Here is a 17,035-nt window from a genome sequence, read left to right on the forward strand (position 1 = left end):
GTGCAGCGCCTTCAAGTGTCTGCCTCTCTTTGTCAGTCTGTCATTCTCAGCGGCTCTCCCTCTCGAAAGCGGTTGCAAAGGTACGCACTTTTTCCTTTCCTGCAACTTTTACGCAATACTTTTTTGCAGATTTTTTGAAGAAATTTCGTAAATTACTGGGAACAAGAAGGTTATAGGTGAATATTTTTTGATGCTTTCGGAAACAGGAGTGAATAACCCTGCATTATTTTTCGCGCGGGCGTGTACGTGCGCGCATATGGCGCAGGTGTAAAAGGGAAAGGCAAAGATGCATGCCCAACCGGTACAAAAAAACAGCGGAAACACGGAAAAATCCTGCACGAAATTTCTTTGCACGAAAGCCAAAAACCGGAAAAAACGCCCGAAAACGCAGGAAACGGAATCACCAGTCCGCCATAAAAGCCGTAGTTTTCGCAGGCAGCATGACAAATAATGACCTGAGAAATTCGCACCGCAGGCACATTTTTGCTAAAGAATCCCGACATTTTCTATGTTTTCCTATCGAAAAACGTATGTTTCCGCCGTGGAAAACGTACGTTTCTCAGCAGGGAAACATACGTCTCCCCTGACGGAAACATAGAAAACATAAAGAAAAAAGAGATTTATCGCCCTAATATTTCTGAAAAATAGTCCCTTCCCTGAAAGAATCAGCCCTGCCAGCATTCAACCTCTACAGAAAAGCTGCTACAAGACCTACAAAAATCATAGAGAATTCCCAAAAATCTACTAACTTAGACCACTCTATCAAATGAAACAAACTTATGGCACTTATAAAATCTGTCAGAGGATTTACTCCTCAAATCGGCGAGAACTGTTATCTGGCCGATAACGCCACGATTATTGGCGACGTAGTAATGGGACGAGACTGTAGCGTATGGTTCAATGCCGTACTTCGGGGCGATGTGAACTCCATCCGTATCGGTGATCGGGTGAACATCCAGGACGGCACCGTACTCCACACCTTGTATGAAAAATCAACGGTAGAAATCGGCAACGACGTATCCATCGGCCACAACGTGACACTTCACGGAGCCTGCGTACACGACAACGCCTTGATTGGCATGGGATCTACCCTACTCGACCACGCCGTAGTGGGAGAAGGAGCCATCGTGGCTGCCGGTGCCCTGGTATTGGCGAACACCGTCATCGAGCCTCACACCCTTTGGGGAGGCGTCCCGGCCAAGTTCATCAAAAAAGTCGATCCGGCACAAAGCAAGGAACTCAACCAGAAAATTGCCAACGGCTACCTGATGTATGCCTCTTGGTTCAAGGAAGAAGAGGCGAAATAAAACAACCGGCCCCGCAAAGCATTCCGGTAAAAACCGATGGCTTTGCGAGGCCGGATTCCTAATTCCACTATTTATCAACGGTTATTTCTTCTTCAACTCTTCCAGCAATTCGGCCACATCTTCTTCCCGGGTAGCCCAACTGGTAGCGATACGTACCACCGTCGTTCCGTCGGCACGTTTTTCCCAAACTTCAAATCCGACGCGCTGTTCCAGTTTTTCAAACAAACTGTTTTCGAGCGTAACAAACAGCTGGTTACTCTGCGGACGAATGAAAAACGTATAACCGTATGCCTTCAGTCCTTCTACAATCCGTTCTGCCATGTCGATGGCATGACGGGCAATCTTCACATACAACCCGTCGGTAAACAAGGTATCGAACTGCAATCCTAACAGACGTCCTTTGGCCAACAATACACCCCGTTGCTTAATAATCGTATCAAACTGACGAATCATTCCGGGCTGCGGCATCACCACGGCTTCTCCAAACAACGCTCCCACCTTGGTTCCGCCGATATAGAAAATATCACACAAGGCAGCGATGTCCTTCAGGGTCACATCCGTATCCCGTGCTGCCAGTCCGTAACCCAGACGGGCTCCATCCAAGAACAACGGAATCTTATGCTTGCGACATACGGCAGACAAAGCCTTCAGTTCTTCCAAAGTGTACAGCGTACCGTACTCCGTAGGATGTGAAATGTACACCATCCCCGGTGCTACCATGTGGTCCCAGCTCGGGTCTTGATAAAAGGCTGTCACATAACGGTCTACCTCCGCTGCATTCAGTTTCCCTTCGTGGTGAGGCAAAGCCAGTACCTTGTGACCTCCCGCTTCCACCGCTCCGGCTTCATGCTGGTTGATGTGACCGGTTACAGCCGCAATCACCCCCTCATACGGACGCAGCACAGCTGTGATGACCGTGGCATTAGTCTGCGTACCTCCCACCATGAAATGCACTTCCGCCTGCGGACAACCGCATGCCTCCGCGATCTTCCGACGGGCCGAAGCACAATACTCATCCGTGCCGTAACCCGAAGTTTTTTCCATATTCGTCTGACTCAAGCGCTCCAGAATCAGCGGATGCGCTCCTTCCATGTAATCACTTTTAAAATATTGCATATTCGTTTTGTATTTAAATTAGACTTTTCTTTCTTCCAATATCAAACCGACGCCCTTCACGGTCTTCAGCTCCACCGTCTCATCGGCTGCCAGCAACTTCCGCAGACGCGACACGAAAACATCCAGGCTGCGCGAAGCAAAATAATCCTCTTCCGTATTCCACAGGCGAGACAAGATAACCTCCCGCCGCACGACTTGCCCTTTGTGCTCGCACAACATACGGAGCAAATCGGCCTCCCGCACCGTCAGCATGCGCTCTTCTCCACCTTTCTGCTTCAAGACTCCGCGTGTGATATCAAACGAGAACAATTGTCCGATGGGTACCTCCTGCCCCTCCTTCTGCACTTGCAGGCCCCGGGTCAATTTCAACAAAGCCGTGACATGCGCATGCAGTTCTTCGGCCAGAAACGGTTTCTTGACATAGTTGTTCACACCCAGTTCATAACCTTTCACCACATCTTTCGGCGAAACCCGTCCGGAAGTAAACAAGATGGGGATATGCTCATCCTCTTCCCGGATGCGTTTCACCATCTCATACCCATCCATCACCGGCATCTCGATGTCGGCTACGATGACATCCGGCTGCTCTGCCTTCCACACCGCCAGTCCCTCCTCGCCATTGGCTGCCGTCAGCACCTTATACCCGCCAATCATATCCTCCAAGCCTCCCTGAATGATATAACACAGGTTCGCATCGTCTTCCACCAACAGCAGTTTGATGATCTGTCCTTCCATATTATTGTTCCTCTTTTTTATCTTCCATGGCACTCTCTGGAGGGAAAACCAACGTAAACCGACTGTATTCGCCCTCCATGCTTTCCAGTGTGACCCGACCGCCGTGTGCCTCCATAATCCGGAGCACATAGTTTAGTCCCAGTCCGAAGCCGGGAGCGCCTCCGGAACGGCTGCGCACACTGGCTTCCGCCCGTTCATATTTCTCAAAAATCTTCCGCTGGTCTTTCAAAGGAATACCGAAGCCATTGTCGGCCACTGTCACACAGACGGTCCCATCCGCTTTCCGTTCCGAAAGGAAGCTAATCTCCACCGATTCACCCGAATACTTCAAGGCATTGTCTATCAAGTTACTGAGCGCTTCTTTCAGAAATTCTTCATCCGCCCAGACTGTCTCCTCCTGCAAATGCCAGACAAACGTCACCGGCTTGGTTGCCTTCGCCTTGTACTTCTCCGCCAAGTCCTCCAGAATCGGCCGGAGCAAACAATCCGTCTGCTCTAATTTCAGTGCATGATTCTCCAACTTGGAAAGCGTCAGCACCTTATTGGTCAGTGCCAGCAAATGCTCTCCTTCCTCCTTCACAATCCGGAAATACCGTTCCTTCTTTTCCGGTTGTCCGTCCAAACGCCCACTTTCCAAAATCTCCGTTCCCATCAGGATAGAGCTTAGCGGCGTCTTCATGTCGTGAATCATAGCATACGAGAAATCCTCTCTTACCTTGGCAATCTTGTCCTGACGGATAATGACCCGTATCTGATACACAATGCAAATAATGACCAACGCCATAATCAGCACCGTGGCAATCAGCAGTAGCGTCATGCGCTGGAAAATCACCCAATAAGGATTCAGAATCACCCCTTGCAGATAGCGAGTATGCGCCATGTCGAGAGCTATCGGCTGCGTCTTCAAGTATTGCTGTCCTTCCAGCTTTGCCTGCGGAGAAGAGGCCCGTAACACATTCCCCAACGAATCCGTCATACAAGTCGACACCTTGGCCGAGATACCGACCGAATCCAGCAAGTGGGTATAAATAGAATCCAAACGATGCAAAGACACATCCATCTTAAACGTATTCAACACCCCTTCCTGCAGAGCGATAAAGACTGCCGATTCGATGAACTCGCGCGTTTCCGGCGTGGAAGACTGCAGCGTATCGCTGTCCTCCACCTCCTCCTCCAGTTTAAATTGATAAGTATACGTGGAATCCTTCTTCCCATACAGTTGTTTCCAGAGGCTCATCCGACAGAAAGTTTCCTGAAGCGCCGCATCCTTGAAGAGCTCATGACTTTGCCGCATGACATTCTCCCGTGTCAGCTTGTAAGTATTGACCAGCCAGACATACTGCAGTTCGACAATCGCAATCAGTCCCACTACCGCAATCCAGCGAATGTGTTTCATCTTCATAACCGTATATTCTTCACGTAAACGAAAGCCGTTAACGTAGCGTTAACCTTGCCTTAACCCAAAAAGCGAAACGGGCTTTTTAGTTTTGCAGTGTCAAAGATAATGAAAGATAAAGACACGAACGATATGAAAAAGTATTTTTTAGTGAGCATCTTGTTACTGCTCGGTACGCTGCTCGGCACAGCCACTGCACAAACCATCACCGGGAAAGTCACCGACCCGTCTGATCAGCCCATTGACGGAGCCACGGTCGTACTCCAAACTATTGATTCTATATTTGTAGAAGCCACCATCACGAATACTGACGGCACTTTTCTGCTGAATCACCAGCCGACACGCTACCGTCTGCTCTTCCAGCACCTGCTGTATGAAACCCTGGAAAAAGAGGGAAGCGAAAAGGAAGCCGGTACATTTGTATTGCAGCCGAAAGACTATGCCCTTCAAGAGGTCGTGGTAGAAGGCGAACGTCCGCTGGTCACTGTGGAAGGCAGCCGTCTGAGCTACGACATGCCGCAGCTGATTTCCCAACGGCTGGTCACTAACACCTACGAGGCTCTCAAACAGCTTCCGGGCGTGATTGAACAGAACGACGTACTGACCTTGGCCGGAGCAGGCAGCGTCAGTCTGCTGCTGAACGGTCGTCCCTCGTCCATGACCTACGAACAACTCATCACACTCTTAAAAGGTATGCCGGCCTCGCGTGTGGAAAAAGCGGAAGTGATGTACAGCGCTCCTCCACAGTACCACGTGCGCGGTGCGGCCATCAACCTCGTGCTGAAAGGATACAAGCCCGGGGAAGGAGGGCTGCAAGGAGAAATCCGCGGTGAATACAAACAGCAGAAGGAAGCCGGGGGTAACGGAGGCGTCACACTGGCCTATACATCTCCCAAGGTCGACCTGGATTTCATGTACAACCTTCAAAGCAGCTACACCCGAGGTTACATCGACTTCCTCGCGCATCATACGGTGAAAGGACAAGTGTACGACGTGAACCAGGTGACCGAGCACACGGGACGCAGCCTGTCACATACCCTACGGGCCGGAGGAACCTACAAGTTCGATGCAGACAACTCCCTCGAATTGTCGTACACCACCCAGTTCAGTCCTAACAGCCAGCACCACAGCCATTCCAGCGGCAGCATCTCCGAATCGTTCAATGATTCCCGCACACACCATCAGATGCACAACGCGGCCTTGAACTACACCTCCGGATTCGGTTTCCGGGCCGGCGCCGACTATACCTATTTCACCTCGACCGATACCCAAAACTTCTTCGACCGGAGTCCAGAAGATGTGGAAACCCGTTTCGTAAGCCGTTCTGACCAGCAAATCGACCGCTGGAAAATCTATGCCGACCAGAGCCATTCACTGTCGCACGACTGGACACTGAACTACGGGACTTCCTTTTCCTACGTGTACAACCGGAACATGCAGGACTATGACCAACCGGAAATGCAGGATAACAACCTGTACAACCGCCTCCGCGAATATACCTACAACGTCTATGCCGGATTCGACAAGCCGTTCAACTCCCAATGGACGCTGAGCGCTTCTGCTACGTTGGAATACTATCAGATGCAGAATTACCGGAAATGGGCTGTCTACCCCACTCTCCAGTTGAATTATATGCCGTCGGCCTCCCACATCCTCCAGCTGTCTTTCAGTTCCGACAAGACTTACCCCGACTACTGGACACTGAGCGGGGCCACCAGCTACCTGAACGGCTACAACGAGAGTGTCGGAAATCCTTTTCTTCGTCCTTATACCGAGTATGATGCCGACCTGACCTACATTCTGAAAAGCAAGTACATCTTTCAGGTAAGCTACAGCTATATACCCGATTATTTCATGCAGACCGTCTACCTGGATTCTGACCGTCTGAAAGCCATCTACAACTGGCAAAACTGGGATTACAGCCAAGAACTCGATTTTACAGCCATCCTTCCTTTCAAGGTGGGCAACTGGTGGGACAGCCGCCTCACCCTGCAGGCAAGCTTAAAGCACGACAAGGCCAGCGCATACTATGATGCGCCTTTCAACCAACAGCAATGGGTGGGAGTAAGCCAGTGGACAAATACCTTCCAGCTGTGCCGTCGTCCCAACCTGAGAATGGAAGTCACCGCTTTCGGACAGACCCAATCCATACAGGGAAGTTACGACATCCAACCGGTAGGCTTCGTGGATGCCGCCCTGCGTTATACTTTTGCCAAAGACAGAGCCATGCTCCAACTGAAAGGCAGTGACATCTTCAATACCATGAACCCCAAAACCAGGGTTCGGAACGGAGCACAGTATCTCGACATGAATACCCAAAGCCACCTGCAAAACGTCACCCTGTCGTTCAGTTACCGCTTTGGCGGATACAAGAAAAAAGAAGTGAAAGAAGTGGATACTTCACGGTTCGGTAACTGACTTACCGCACTCTATAACACGCTGAGTACTTTTGTCATACCATAAATATTCAAAAGTAAGATGCACTTTTCAGCCCTGCTTTCTTTGTAATTTCCAATTTATGTCTAACTTTGTAAAAACCTCTAAACGAAGAAAATTATGAAGAAATTATTATCTACACTGATGGTGATAGCCTGTCTGGCTCTTGCCATTCCGGCGCAAGCCCAAATACATTTTGGAGTAAAAGCAGGTCTGAATGTTTCCAAACTGCATCTCTCTAAAGATATCGTCAGCAAAGACAACAGAGCGGGATTCTTTGTAGGTCCGACTGCCGAATTTACCTTGCCAATCTTAGGACTGGGCATCGACGGTTCTCTATTGTACAACCAGTTTGGCGTGGATTCAGAAGAAGGTACCTCTACTAAAAAAAGTATTGAAATTCCGATTAACCTGAAATGGAACATCGGATTCAGCAGTCTGGTAGGTGCATACGTAGCCGTAGGTCCGCAATTCGGATTTAACGTGGGCGACCGCTGGTTTAACAACATCTGCGAATTCAAGAAAAACACCACCAGTTTCAATGTGGGAGTAGGTTTGAAGATGTTCAGCCACCTGCAGGTAGGTGCCAACTACAACTTTGCCTTGAAAGACAATGGTAAGATACACATAGAAGATCTGGAAGACCTTACTACGATTGGTTTCAAACAAAACACTTGGCAAGTTTCAGTAGCTTATCTGTTCTAAGTCGTTAAGCATAAATTTTAAAACCTCCTTTAAAGCCTGTTCAGAACCGCTTTAAAGGAGGTTTTATTCTATAGTAATATACGCTTATTCGTGGTCACACGGATATATCACTCCCCATTCCTTGCGGAGGGTATCCATCTGCTGCATGATACGAAGCGTTTCGGCATGCGGCATATAGGGTGACTCCAGCCAGCCTTTCTCGATAGCTTCCAAAGAAGCATATACCTGGTACTCGTAACCTGTAATCTGCCGCGGGGCTTCGTATACCGCTACCGTCTGATAGTTCGCATCCAAGATTCGAACCGACTGCGGGTTGTTGATGTTCTCTACAATCAGATGACCTTTATCGCCCGAAATCACTCCCATACGGTCGGTCACGGCATGAATACTGGCCTGTAAAGCCGCCATCTTTCCATCTTGGAACAGCAGGGTGATGTTTTCCTGCGCATCGACTCCTGTATCGGTCTTCTGACAAACAGAATGGACAGAAGCCACCTCCTTACCGAAATACATGGCAGCAAAGTTAAGTAGATACACTCCCAAATCCAATAATGCACCTCCCGCCAGCTCCGGACGCAGGATGCGTTCTTTCCGGTCAATCACATACCCCAAATTAGCCGAAAGCGTATAAGGCGTACCAATGACACCTTCTTCCAGCAATTCCCGAATCTTCAGTGAAAGCGGCATATAGCGGGTCCAGATGGCTTCAGTCAGGAATACCTTCTTTTCCTCGGCCAACTTCAATAGCTCGGCAGCCTGACGGGCATTGGCGGTAAAAGCCTTCTCGCACAACACAGGCTTTCCTTTTTCGATGCACATGCGAGCATTGTCGTAATGCATGGCATGAGGAGTGGCGATGTAAATCAAGTCGACTTCCGGGTCAGATACCAGTTCTTCATAACTTCCGTAGGCCTTCGCAAACTCCCACTTGCCGGCAAAAGCCTGCGCCTTCTCTAACGTACGCGAAGCCACTGCATACCGTTTCACTCCTTTCATTCCTCCAAGGGTGGCCGCCATTTTACTGGCAATCCCGCCACATCCGATAATTCCGATATTGTAAATTTTCATCTCTCATTAAATATTAAAACCAGGACACAAAGCTATAAAAGTTTCAGATGGGAACCAGCTATGTGAGGGGCTTTTTATACCTTTGCAGTATGAAAAAGTTCGTAGATGTCATCGTTCCGCTGCCCATTGCCAGCCAATATACTTACTCCCTTCCGGAAAGTCTGGAAGAGGGTATACAGCCGGGCTGTCGGGTCATCGTACCCTTCGGACCGAAGAAGTTCTATACTGCCATTGTGACAAAGGTACACGAAACGGCTCCCGAGGCATACGAAACCAAGGACATCTCTGAAATTCTCGATTCACGTCCCGTCTTATTGGGACGGCAATTTTCATTCTGGAAATGGCTGGCCGACTATTATCTCTGTACGCTGGGCGATGTGTACAAGGCAGCCCTTCCTTCGGGCATGAAGCTGGAAAGTGAAACGCTGGTGGAATACAATCCGGACTTTGTAGCTTCAGAACCACTTCCTCCCCGAGAACAGCGTATTCTGGATTTGCTCAGTGCCGACCCAGAACAATGTGTCACACAGTTGGAGAAGGCCAGTGGAATGAAAAATCTATTACCGGTTATCAAATCACTGCTGGAGAAAGAAGCCATCTGTATCAAGGAAGAAATCAAGCGAAACTACAAACCACGTACAGAAACACGGGTCCGCCTTACCGAGGCCCTGCAGAACGAACATCACTTACACATCCAGTTTGATTTGTTGGCACGAGCTCCTAAACAGCAGGCCATCCTAATGAAATACCTGGAACTGTCGGGATGGAACGCCGAAGGGAAAGATATCCGGGAAGTCAGCAAGAAGCAATTGCTGGAAGCATCTGGACAAACACAATCCACCTTCAAAGGACTGGTCGATAAACACATACTGGAAACTTATCTGTACGAAATCGGCAGACTAACTGACGGAAAAGCCGAAACGCTCCCCGTACATACCCTCAGCCCCGCCCAACAACGGGCTTTTTATGAGATTCTGACTTGTTTTCAAACAAAGAATGTCTGTCTGCTGCATGGAGTGACCGCCAGTGGTAAGACTGAAATCTATATCCACCTGATAGAGGAAGTGCTGAAAGCCGGCAAGCAGGTACTCTACCTCCTCCCAGAAATTGCCCTCACTACTCAAATCACCGAACGATTGCGACGGGTATTCGGGGCACGGCTGGGAGTGTATCATTCCAAATTTCCCGATGCGGAACGGGTGGAAATCTGGCAGAAACAACTCACCGAGCAAGATTACGATGTGATACTGGGGGTCCGTTCGTCCGTGTTCCTCCCGTTCCGAAGGCTGGGACTGGTCATCGTGGATGAGGAACATGAGACGAGTTACAAGCAGCAGGACCCTGCCCCGCGGTATCATGCCCGGAACGCGGCCATCATGCTGGCTTCCATGTACGGAGCCAAGACTTTGCTGGGCACCGCTACCCCCAGCCTGGAAAGTTACTTCCATGCCCGAAGCGGGAAATACGGACTCGTGGAACTGACGGAGCGTCACCAGCAAATCCAGTTACCGCACATCGAACTGGTGGACATCAAGGAACTGGCCCGTAAGAAACGGATGACGGCACAATTCTCTCCCCTGCTGTTACAGAAGATACGGGAAGCCTTGGAGCAAAAGGAACAAGTCATCCTATTCCAGAATCGACGGGGCTTCGCGCCGATGATTGAATGTCGCACTTGCGGATGGGTGCCCCGTTGCAAGAACTGTGACGTGAGTCTGACCTACCACAAGGTGCTTCACCAGCTGACGTGCCACTATTGCGGCTATACCTACGCCGTACCCACAGCCTGTCCAGCTTGTGGCGGAGTGGAACTGGTGAACCGGGGCTTCGGGACGGAAAAGATTGAAGACGACATCAAACAGATTTTTCCGGAGGCCCGGGTGGCCCGGATGGACTTGGACACCACCCGTACCCGTACGGCCTACGAACGCATCATCAGTGACTTTGAGGAAGGGAAAACGGATATTCTGATTGGTACGCAGATGATTTCCAAAGGACTCGACTTCGACCGGGTAAGCGTGGTGGGCATCCTGAATGCCGACTCCATGATGAACTATCCCGACTTCCGTTCGTATGAACGGGCCTTCCAACTCATGGCGCAGGTGGCCGGACGGGCCGGACGAAAGAACAAACAGGGACTGGTGGTACTCCAAACCAAATCGCCGGAAAACCCACTCATCCATCAGATTATGGCCAACGACTATGCCCGGTTGTACCAAGAGCAGATGGAAGAACGGAGGCTGTTCAAATATCCCCCTTTCTATCGCCTGATTTATGTGTACCTGAAGCATCGCAAAGAAGACATTCTGACGCAGGCAGCAAAGCTTATGGCATCCCGTCTGCGCCAAGGCATGGGCGAACGGATACTGGGACCGGACAAACCGCCGGTAGCCCGGATACAATCGCTTTTCATCCGGAAGATTGTCATCAAGATAGAACAGGAAGCCTCGCTAAGCAAAGTGCGCCGTTACCTGACCCAAGTGCAACGGAGCCTGATAGAAGACGAGCGTTTCCGTTCGCTCATGGTATATTATGATGTAGACCCTACTTAAACCATATCACAATGAAGATAGAATTAGATGTACATACGCACACCATCGCCAGCGGACATGCGTTCAGCAGCCTGCAGGAAATGGCACGGGCAGCCGCCGACAAGGGACTAAAGCTGCTCGGCATCACGGAACATACACCGGGCATCCCCGGAAGCTGCCACCTGATTTACTTCCGCAACCTGCACGTGGTGCCACGGCAGATGTACGGCATCGACCTCCTGCTCGGAGCGGAAATCAACATCCTCGACACGGAAGGCACCCTCGACCTGGACGAGTTTCACATGAACCTGCTAGATTTGCGGATTGCGGGGATTCATTCTTTATGCTACACCCCGGGCACTCCTGAAGAGAATACCCATGGCATGATCAAGGCCATTGAAAATCCGTACACGCACATCATCAGTCACCCGGGCGATGGAACAGCCAAACTGCTTTTCGAACCGATTGTACAGGCCGCCAAAGCGAATCACACGTTGCTGGAAATCAACAACAGCTCCTTGAAGCCCTGCCGAAAGAAGGTAGAAGCACGCCCCAACAACCTGGAGATACTCCGCCTCTGCAAACAATACGAAGTACCGGTCATTCTGGGAAGCGACGCCCACATCTCGTTCGATATCGCTACCTACGACCATGCCCTGGAGCTGGTCAAGGAAACCGAATTTCCGGAAAGCCTCATCCTGAACACCGATGTGGCCCGCTTTAAACAGTATTTACACCTCGACAAATGAAAAAACAACGCATACTTTTTGTCTGCCTCGGCAACATCTGCCGTTCCTCTTCTGCCGAAGAAATCATGCGTACCCTGGTACGTCGGGCGGGAAGAGAAAAAGAGTTTGAAATTGATTCCGCAGGCATCATCGGCTTTCACGAAGGAGAATTGCCGGATGCACGCATGCGGGCACATGCCCTCCGCAGAGGCTATGAACTGACGCACCGTTCACGCCCGGTCCGTACGGAGGATTTCTATCACTTCGACTGGATTTTAGGAATGGACGACCGCAACATCGATGCCCTACGCGAGAAAGCTCCTGATTTGGAGAGCGAACAGAAAATCCACCGCATGACGGACTTCTGCCGCACCAAGGTCATCGACCACGTGCCCGACCCTTATTATGGAGGGGCACAAGGCTTCGAGAATGTACTCGACATTTTGGAAGATGCCTGCCAAGGATTACTGGAGCATTTAACGGAGACTCCCGAGCACAAAGAAACCGCTGAAAAATAACTTGAATCACTTACCTAAATAAGAAATACCATGAATCAAACCATTGCGCCTTTTGCCCGCCCGCTGTATGTGATGACCAAACCCGTCGGAGCGGTCTGCAACCTGGCATGCGACTATTGTTACTACCTGGAAAAGGCGAACTTGTATAAAGATATCTCCAAACACGTGATGAACGATGAACTGCTGGAAAAGTTCATCCGTGAATACATCAGTTCCCAAACCATGCCACAGGTACTCTTCACCTGGCACGGAGGAGAAACCCTGATGCGCCCGCTCAGTTTCTATAAACGAGTGATGGAACTGCAACAGAAGTATGCCGGCGGACACACCATCGACAACTGCATCCAAACTAATGGTACGTTACTGACCGACGAATGGTGCGAATTCTTCCGCAAGAACAACTGGTTGGTAGGCGTGTCGATTGACGGTCCACAGGAGTTTCACGACGAGTACCGCAAGAACCGGCAGGGACGCCCGTCGTTCGTCAAGGTGATGCAAGGCATCCATCTGCTAAAGAAACACGGAGTAGAATGGAATGCCCTGGCCGTAGTCAACGACTTCAATGCCGACTACCCGCTGGATTTCTATCATTTCTTCAAGGAGATTGACTGCCGCTACATCCAGTTTACTCCGATTGTGGAACGTATCAGTCCCCATGCCGACGGACGCCACCTGGCCAGCCCGCTGCAAGAAGGAGAGAAACTGGCCGACTTCTCCGTATCGCCGGAACAATGGGGAAACTTTCTCTGCACCCTGTTCGATGAATGGGTACGTGAAGACGTGGGCAAATTCTTCATCCAATTGTTTGACTCTACCCTGGCCAACTGGGTCGGCGTGCAACCGGGCATCTGCACGATGGCCAAGACCTGCGGACATGCCGGTGTCATGGAATTCAACGGCGATGTATATTCCTGCGACCACTTTGTCTTTCCAGAATACAAGCTGGGCAACATAAACGAAAAGACACTGGTCGAAATGATGTACAGCGACCGTCAGCTCCAGTTCGGACAGATGAAACAGGATGCCCTTCCCCGCCAGTGCAAGGAATGTGAATTCCTTTTTGCCTGCAACGGCGAGTGCCCGAAAAACCGATTCACCCACACCGCCGACGGCGAACCGGGATTGAATTACCTGTGCAAGGGATACCATCAGTTCTTCCAGCACGTGGCCCCCTACATGGACTATATGAAAAAAGAACTGCTGGCCGAACGCGCACCGGCCAACATCATGGAAGCCATCAAAAAGGGAGAGCTGTAACAGCCCTCCCTTTTTTCATATACCACCTGACAAATTGTGTCACTCGTTCTTCAACAACACATTCTGAATGGCATCCTTCAGGTTCTTCTTTGGCAATGCTCCCTGCGCCATCTGTGGAGTACCCGTCATTGGCACAAACAGCAATGAAGGTACGCTACGGATACCGAACAGAGCCGCCAGTTCTTCCTCTTCGTCTACATTTACTTTATAGATATCCACCTGTCCGGCATATTCATCGGCCAGTTCGTCGAGCACCGGAGCCAACATCTTGCAAGGGCCACACCAAGTGGCATAAAAATCAATCAGTGCCGGACGGCTGCCGAGGAACTTCCATTCGTTCGGACTCGTTTCATAGTTAGCTACTTTCGTCAAAAAATCTGCTTTGTTCAAATGTACTGCACTCATATTCTTCTGTTTTTAGATTTTACACTTTTATATTTATCTCTGTTATTTATTCTCTGCCCGATAAGGTTTCACAAAATCCTTATACAAAGCCTTGTTTCCGGTAGAAGTGCCGCATCCTCCCGCCGCACAGCAGGGCCAGTTGACCACGGCCATCAGCATCAACAACCCGCCCAATATGATCATCAGGGAATCTGAGGCATAGATGCCATACCCTGCAAACACCGCTCCGGCCAGAAGGCGTATCACCCGAAGCACATCCCAATTGCGAAATAATCTTTTCATTGTCAACACTTTTTTTCTTGGTTTCTGAGACAAAAGTACGAGGAAACCATTAACCCCACAACAGATTTTTCCTATCTTTGTATTGATAAAATCTATTGAACCATGACTTTACAACAGATGGAATACATCGTGGCCCTCGACAAATACCGCCACTTCGTACTTGCCGCCGAAGCCTGTGGAGTGACACAGCCCACCCTCAGTGCCATGATTCAAAAACTGGAAGAAGAACTCGACGTCAAGATTTTCAACCGTGACCGGAAGAATATCTCCCCCACCCGCATCGGAGAAAAGATTATCCGGCAGGCGCAGATGGCCTTGAACGAAACCCAGCGCATCAAGGAGGTAGTAGCCGACGAAACCGACCGCATGAACGGCAGCCTGCGCATCGGCGTATTGCCCACGGTAGCCCCTTATCTGGTACCCGATTTCATCTATCATTTTCGGAAAGCCTATCCTCACGTCAGCCTCTTCATCGATGAAAGAGAAAAGAAAGCCCTGCTGCAGGAACTCAAGTACGGAAACCTGGACATGGCCCTCAGTACCTCTCCGGAAGAAGCAGATGCCCGCATTCTGGAAATACCGGTCTATACCGAAAAGTTCGTGGCCTACCTTTCCGAGCAATGCGACCAAACCAAAAACTGCCTCAGCCACGGTGTCCTGCCACCGGAACAGATGTGGGTGTTGAAAGAAGGACACTGCATGCCCCAAAACGGCTTGAACTTCTGCCAGAACAAGGACATCGGCAACCACATCTACGAGGCCGGCAGTATTGAGACGCTGATTAAAATCGTGGACCGCAACGGAGGATACACCATCATTCCTGAGCTGCATATCCAGTCGCTCACAGAGAAACAGCGGGCCCACATCCTGCCGCTGCCCTTCAATCCGCCGGCCCAACGCTGCATTTCTATCCTGATAAAAGACGACTTTATCCGCGAGCGGATGGTCAATGCCGTACTGGATACCTTGAAAATTCTCATTCCTCCCGCCATGCTGGAAAAGCGACTGGCCACCCATGCCATCAAGTTGCGGCATACGCCCAGTCCCTCTCAACCGAAATAGCGGATAAAAAGAACTGCAAGCCCCGGATTGCTCCAAAGGCCTGCAGTCACCTACCAAGAAAAAGTGTTATTTATAGAACTTCCGCATAGGATAAATCCCTATCGGATAGTCTGTCTTGTTCTCAATCTTCTGCACCAGCGAAGGCGCACTTCCGCTGCAATCATACACCAGCAGGTAGTTCTTATCAGGCTTTACATCCTCCCGATACACGTTGGATACTGCCACATATACATACTGGTTGGTCGGATCGGCAATCACGTTGCAGTTCAAATGCTTCCCGTCGGGCGCATCTTTCAGCACATCGATAAACTCTTCACTCTTCCAGGTCTTCAACGACAGACGTTTCACCGTGGTACTTCCAGCCGCATAATACAGATAATCACCTGCCAGCGTGACTCCGGAAGTATTGAAGAACTCGGCAGATATATCTTCCGAAATCCGCTTTGTCTTCGTTACTTTCCACGCATCCAGATCGACAAACTGAAGATAACTCTTCTTCTCTCCGCCTCTGCCGCAGGTAGCCAGCACGATTTCCCGTTCGCCCGTCTGGAACAAGCCACTGATAAACTCTCCTTTCAAATCGGGTAACACCCGGCTCACCTTATTCATTCCTTTCGAGAATTCCAGCAAACGAGTAGACTCCCAGAAGCCTCCTCCCCCGCAATACAGGCAATCGCCCACCCGGAGAATACCTCGGGGAATTGCCACAGCTTCCACGGTATTTCCTTTGTTACCGAAATGACAGGCTCCTTCCACCACATTTACCTCACCCGTCGTGCCGTCCAGGCGGAAAAAGCCCTGTCCTTCCGCAAAGAAAATATTCTTTTCGTCCAACACGGCAATATTTTCAAAGGGAACAGACAAACTAATCCATTCATCCTTATCCAGACTGCCTTCCGGACGTTTGAACTTCAGTTCGTCCAGCTTGTAGGTTTTCTCACGTTTCAGGGTCACGGCATCCACTATCACCAGACTGCCATCTCCTTCTTCTCCTCCCAGCGTATAAATTCCATCACTGAGAATGTAAAGCTTGCCATTGTCCATCCATAAGTCCTGTGCACCGTTACCCAGCGCCGTAGCGTTCACCTTCCGATACACTCCTTCTTCTATTGTCCCGTCGGGAGCCAAATAAGTAATGGAACTGTTTTCAACGGCAGGTGCTCCCTGGTTCAGAATCAAGACTCCATCCGGACGGGCATATCCCCCCAAATACACGGTTTCTCCCGAAGATTCTCCTCCCTCAGAAGGTTTTTCTCCCGTACCCTCCGAAGGGGTTTCAGCCGGTGGCTGTTCCAGCTTCTGTTCCTTTTTACAACCGGGAAGCACACACAAGGACAGACAGGCCATCCATGCAATATAAAATAACGTGAGTTCGATATAAAATTAGAAAATAGACAGTTGTCCGTCATTGACAAAGTTTACATCAATGGCGGGCTTCTTTTCAAAAAAGCAATATGCTGCTATAGCCGACAAAGAGTTGGCTATAAAG

General features: G+C 50.0%; 15 protein-coding genes and 1 pseudogene. 8 read left to right on the forward strand and 8 right to left on the reverse strand.

Annotated elements, in window-relative coordinates:
• The first annotated feature begins 779 nt into the window (after positions 1 to 779).
• Positions 780 to 1,307, forward strand: a complete 528-nt coding sequence (locus H6A28_RS14250) for a gamma carbonic anhydrase family protein (protein ID WP_022353516.1) — start codon at positions 780 to 782, stop codon at positions 1,305 to 1,307.
• 81 nt (positions 1,308 to 1,388) lie between these two features.
• Here H6A28_RS14250 and H6A28_RS14255 read toward each other — a convergent pair whose 3' ends face one another.
• From H6A28_RS14255 to H6A28_RS14265, 3 genes are read right to left on the reverse strand one after another with little or no spacing between them, the layout of a single operon-like run.
• Entirely contained in the window at positions 1,389 to 2,423 is a 1,035-nt protein-coding gene (locus H6A28_RS14255) for a threonine aldolase family protein (RefSeq protein ID WP_204480911.1), read from the reverse strand.
• An 18-nt stretch (positions 2,424 to 2,441) separates the two neighbouring features.
• Positions 2,442 to 3,146 (reverse strand): response regulator, encoded by a 705-nt coding sequence (locus H6A28_RS14260; protein WP_204480923.1) that lies wholly within the window; start codon positions 3,144 to 3,146, stop codon positions 2,442 to 2,444.
• A gap of 13 nt (positions 3,147 to 3,159) precedes the next feature.
• Entirely contained in the window at positions 3,160 to 4,560 is a 1,401-nt protein-coding gene (locus tag H6A28_RS14265) for a sensor histidine kinase (protein WP_204480913.1), read from the reverse strand.
• 126 nt (positions 4,561 to 4,686) lie between these two features.
• Here H6A28_RS14265 and H6A28_RS14270 point away from each other — a divergent pair, with 126 nt between their 5' ends.
• Together H6A28_RS14270 and H6A28_RS14275 are read left to right on the forward strand one after the other, a co-directional pair.
• Complete coding sequence (locus tag H6A28_RS14270; protein WP_239465385.1) at positions 4,687 to 6,972, forward strand: outer membrane beta-barrel family protein; 2,286 nt, start codon at positions 4,687 to 4,689, stop codon at positions 6,970 to 6,972.
• A 138-nt stretch (positions 6,973 to 7,110) separates the two neighbouring features.
• Positions 7,111 to 7,695, forward strand: coding sequence for a porin family protein (locus H6A28_RS14275; RefSeq protein ID WP_204476159.1), 585 nt, complete (start codon positions 7,111 to 7,113; stop codon positions 7,693 to 7,695).
• Between the two features lie 84 nt (positions 7,696 to 7,779).
• On the opposite strand, the gene H6A28_RS14280 is transcribed toward H6A28_RS14275, so the two are convergent.
• Positions 7,780 to 8,763 (reverse strand): Gfo/Idh/MocA family protein, encoded by a 984-nt coding sequence (locus H6A28_RS14280; RefSeq protein ID WP_204476160.1) that lies wholly within the window; start codon positions 8,761 to 8,763, stop codon positions 7,780 to 7,782.
• Positions 8,764 to 8,852: 89 nt separating this feature from the next.
• Here H6A28_RS14280 and priA point away from each other — a divergent pair, with 89 nt between their 5' ends.
• Genes priA through H6A28_RS14300 form a run of 4 tightly spaced genes read left to right on the forward strand, consistent with a single transcriptional unit; the run spans position 8,853 to position 13,797 of the window.
• Positions 8,853 to 11,315, forward strand: coding sequence for a replication restart helicase PriA (priA, locus tag H6A28_RS14285; protein WP_204480915.1), 2,463 nt, complete (start codon positions 8,853 to 8,855; stop codon positions 11,313 to 11,315).
• A gap of 11 nt (positions 11,316 to 11,326) precedes the next feature.
• The gene (locus H6A28_RS14290) at positions 11,327 to 12,043 is read left to right on the forward strand and encodes a phosphatase (RefSeq protein WP_204476162.1); all 717 of its coding nucleotides are present in this window, start codon (positions 11,327 to 11,329) and stop codon (positions 12,041 to 12,043) included.
• Positions 12,040 to 12,540 carry a low molecular weight protein-tyrosine-phosphatase gene (locus H6A28_RS14295; RefSeq protein ID WP_204476163.1) on the forward strand — a complete coding sequence of 167 codons (501 nt, stop codon included), beginning with the start codon at positions 12,040 to 12,042 and terminating at the stop codon, positions 12,538 to 12,540. Before H6A28_RS14290 ends, H6A28_RS14295 begins: the two co-directional genes overlap by 4 nt.
• Before the next feature lie 30 nt (positions 12,541 to 12,570).
• On the forward strand, positions 12,571 to 13,797 hold the full coding sequence (locus tag H6A28_RS14300) for an anaerobic sulfatase-maturation protein (RefSeq protein WP_204480916.1): 1,227 nt from the start codon (positions 12,571 to 12,573) through the stop codon (positions 13,795 to 13,797).
• Positions 13,798 to 13,836: 39 nt separating this feature from the next.
• On the opposite strand, the gene trxA is transcribed toward H6A28_RS14300, so the two are convergent.
• Both trxA and H6A28_RS14310 read right to left on the reverse strand, forming a co-directional pair.
• Complete coding sequence (trxA, locus tag H6A28_RS14305) at positions 13,837 to 14,202, reverse strand: thioredoxin (protein ID WP_204480917.1); 366 nt, start codon at positions 14,200 to 14,202, stop codon at positions 13,837 to 13,839.
• A 42-nt stretch (positions 14,203 to 14,244) separates the two neighbouring features.
• Positions 14,245 to 14,484 carry a hypothetical protein gene (locus tag H6A28_RS14310; protein ID WP_204480918.1) on the reverse strand — a complete coding sequence of 80 codons (240 nt, stop codon included), beginning with the start codon at positions 14,482 to 14,484 and terminating at the stop codon, positions 14,245 to 14,247.
• 102 nt (positions 14,485 to 14,586) lie between these two features.
• Between H6A28_RS14310 and H6A28_RS14315 the strand changes: the two genes are divergently transcribed.
• On the forward strand, positions 14,587 to 15,546 hold the full coding sequence (locus H6A28_RS14315; protein WP_204480921.1) for a LysR substrate-binding domain-containing protein: 960 nt from the start codon (positions 14,587 to 14,589) through the stop codon (positions 15,544 to 15,546).
• A gap of 66 nt (positions 15,547 to 15,612) precedes the next feature.
• On the opposite strand, the gene H6A28_RS14320 is transcribed toward H6A28_RS14315, so the two are convergent.
• Positions 15,613 to 16,893, reverse strand: coding sequence for a DUF5074 domain-containing protein (locus tag H6A28_RS14320; protein ID WP_204480922.1), 1,281 nt, complete (start codon positions 16,891 to 16,893; stop codon positions 15,613 to 15,615).
• A 36-nt stretch (positions 16,894 to 16,929) separates the two neighbouring features.
• Positions 16,930 to 17,035, reverse strand: a pseudogene (locus H6A28_RS15255) (IS982 family transposase); the annotation flags it as partial.

This window comes from Bacteroides mediterraneensis (assembly GCF_016900355.1).
Taxonomy (GTDB): Bacteria; Bacteroidota; Bacteroidia; order Bacteroidales; family Bacteroidaceae; genus Phocaeicola.

Bases quoted from the DNA above. Each gene is read 5' to 3' on its own strand.
- H6A28_RS14250 (WP_022353516.1), top strand. From the start codon at position 780: ATGGCACTTATAAAATCTGTCAGAGGATTTACTCCTCAAATCGGCGAG.
- H6A28_RS14255 (WP_204480911.1), bottom strand. From the start codon at position 2,423: ATGCAATATTTTAAAAGTGATTACATGGAAGGAGCGCATCCGCTGATT.
- H6A28_RS14265 (WP_204480913.1), bottom strand. From the start codon at position 4,560: ATGAAGATGAAACACATTCGCTGGATTGCGGTAGTGGGACTGATTGCG.
- H6A28_RS14270 (WP_239465385.1), top strand. From the start codon at position 4,687: ATGAAAAAGTATTTTTTAGTGAGCATCTTGTTACTGCTCGGTACGCTG.
- H6A28_RS14275 (WP_204476159.1), top strand. From the start codon at position 7,111: ATGAAGAAATTATTATCTACACTGATGGTGATAGCCTGTCTGGCTCTT.
- H6A28_RS14280 (WP_204476160.1), bottom strand. From the start codon at position 8,763: ATGAAAATTTACAATATCGGAATTATCGGATGTGGCGGGATTGCCAGT.
- priA (WP_204480915.1), top strand. From the start codon at position 8,853: ATGAAAAAGTTCGTAGATGTCATCGTTCCGCTGCCCATTGCCAGCCAA.
- H6A28_RS14290 (WP_204476162.1), top strand. From the start codon at position 11,327: ATGAAGATAGAATTAGATGTACATACGCACACCATCGCCAGCGGACAT.
- H6A28_RS14295 (WP_204476163.1), top strand. From the start codon at position 12,040: ATGAAAAAACAACGCATACTTTTTGTCTGCCTCGGCAACATCTGCCGT.
- H6A28_RS14300 (WP_204480916.1), top strand. From the start codon at position 12,571: ATGAATCAAACCATTGCGCCTTTTGCCCGCCCGCTGTATGTGATGACC.
- trxA (WP_204480917.1), bottom strand. From the start codon at position 14,202: ATGAGTGCAGTACATTTGAACAAAGCAGATTTTTTGACGAAAGTAGCT.
- H6A28_RS14310 (WP_204480918.1), bottom strand. From the start codon at position 14,484: ATGAAAAGATTATTTCGCAATTGGGATGTGCTTCGGGTGATACGCCTT.
- H6A28_RS14315 (WP_204480921.1), top strand. From the start codon at position 14,587: ATGACTTTACAACAGATGGAATACATCGTGGCCCTCGACAAATACCGC.
- H6A28_RS14320 (WP_204480922.1), bottom strand. From the start codon at position 16,893: ATGGCCTGTCTGTCCTTGTGTGTGCTTCCCGGTTGTAAAAAGGAACAG.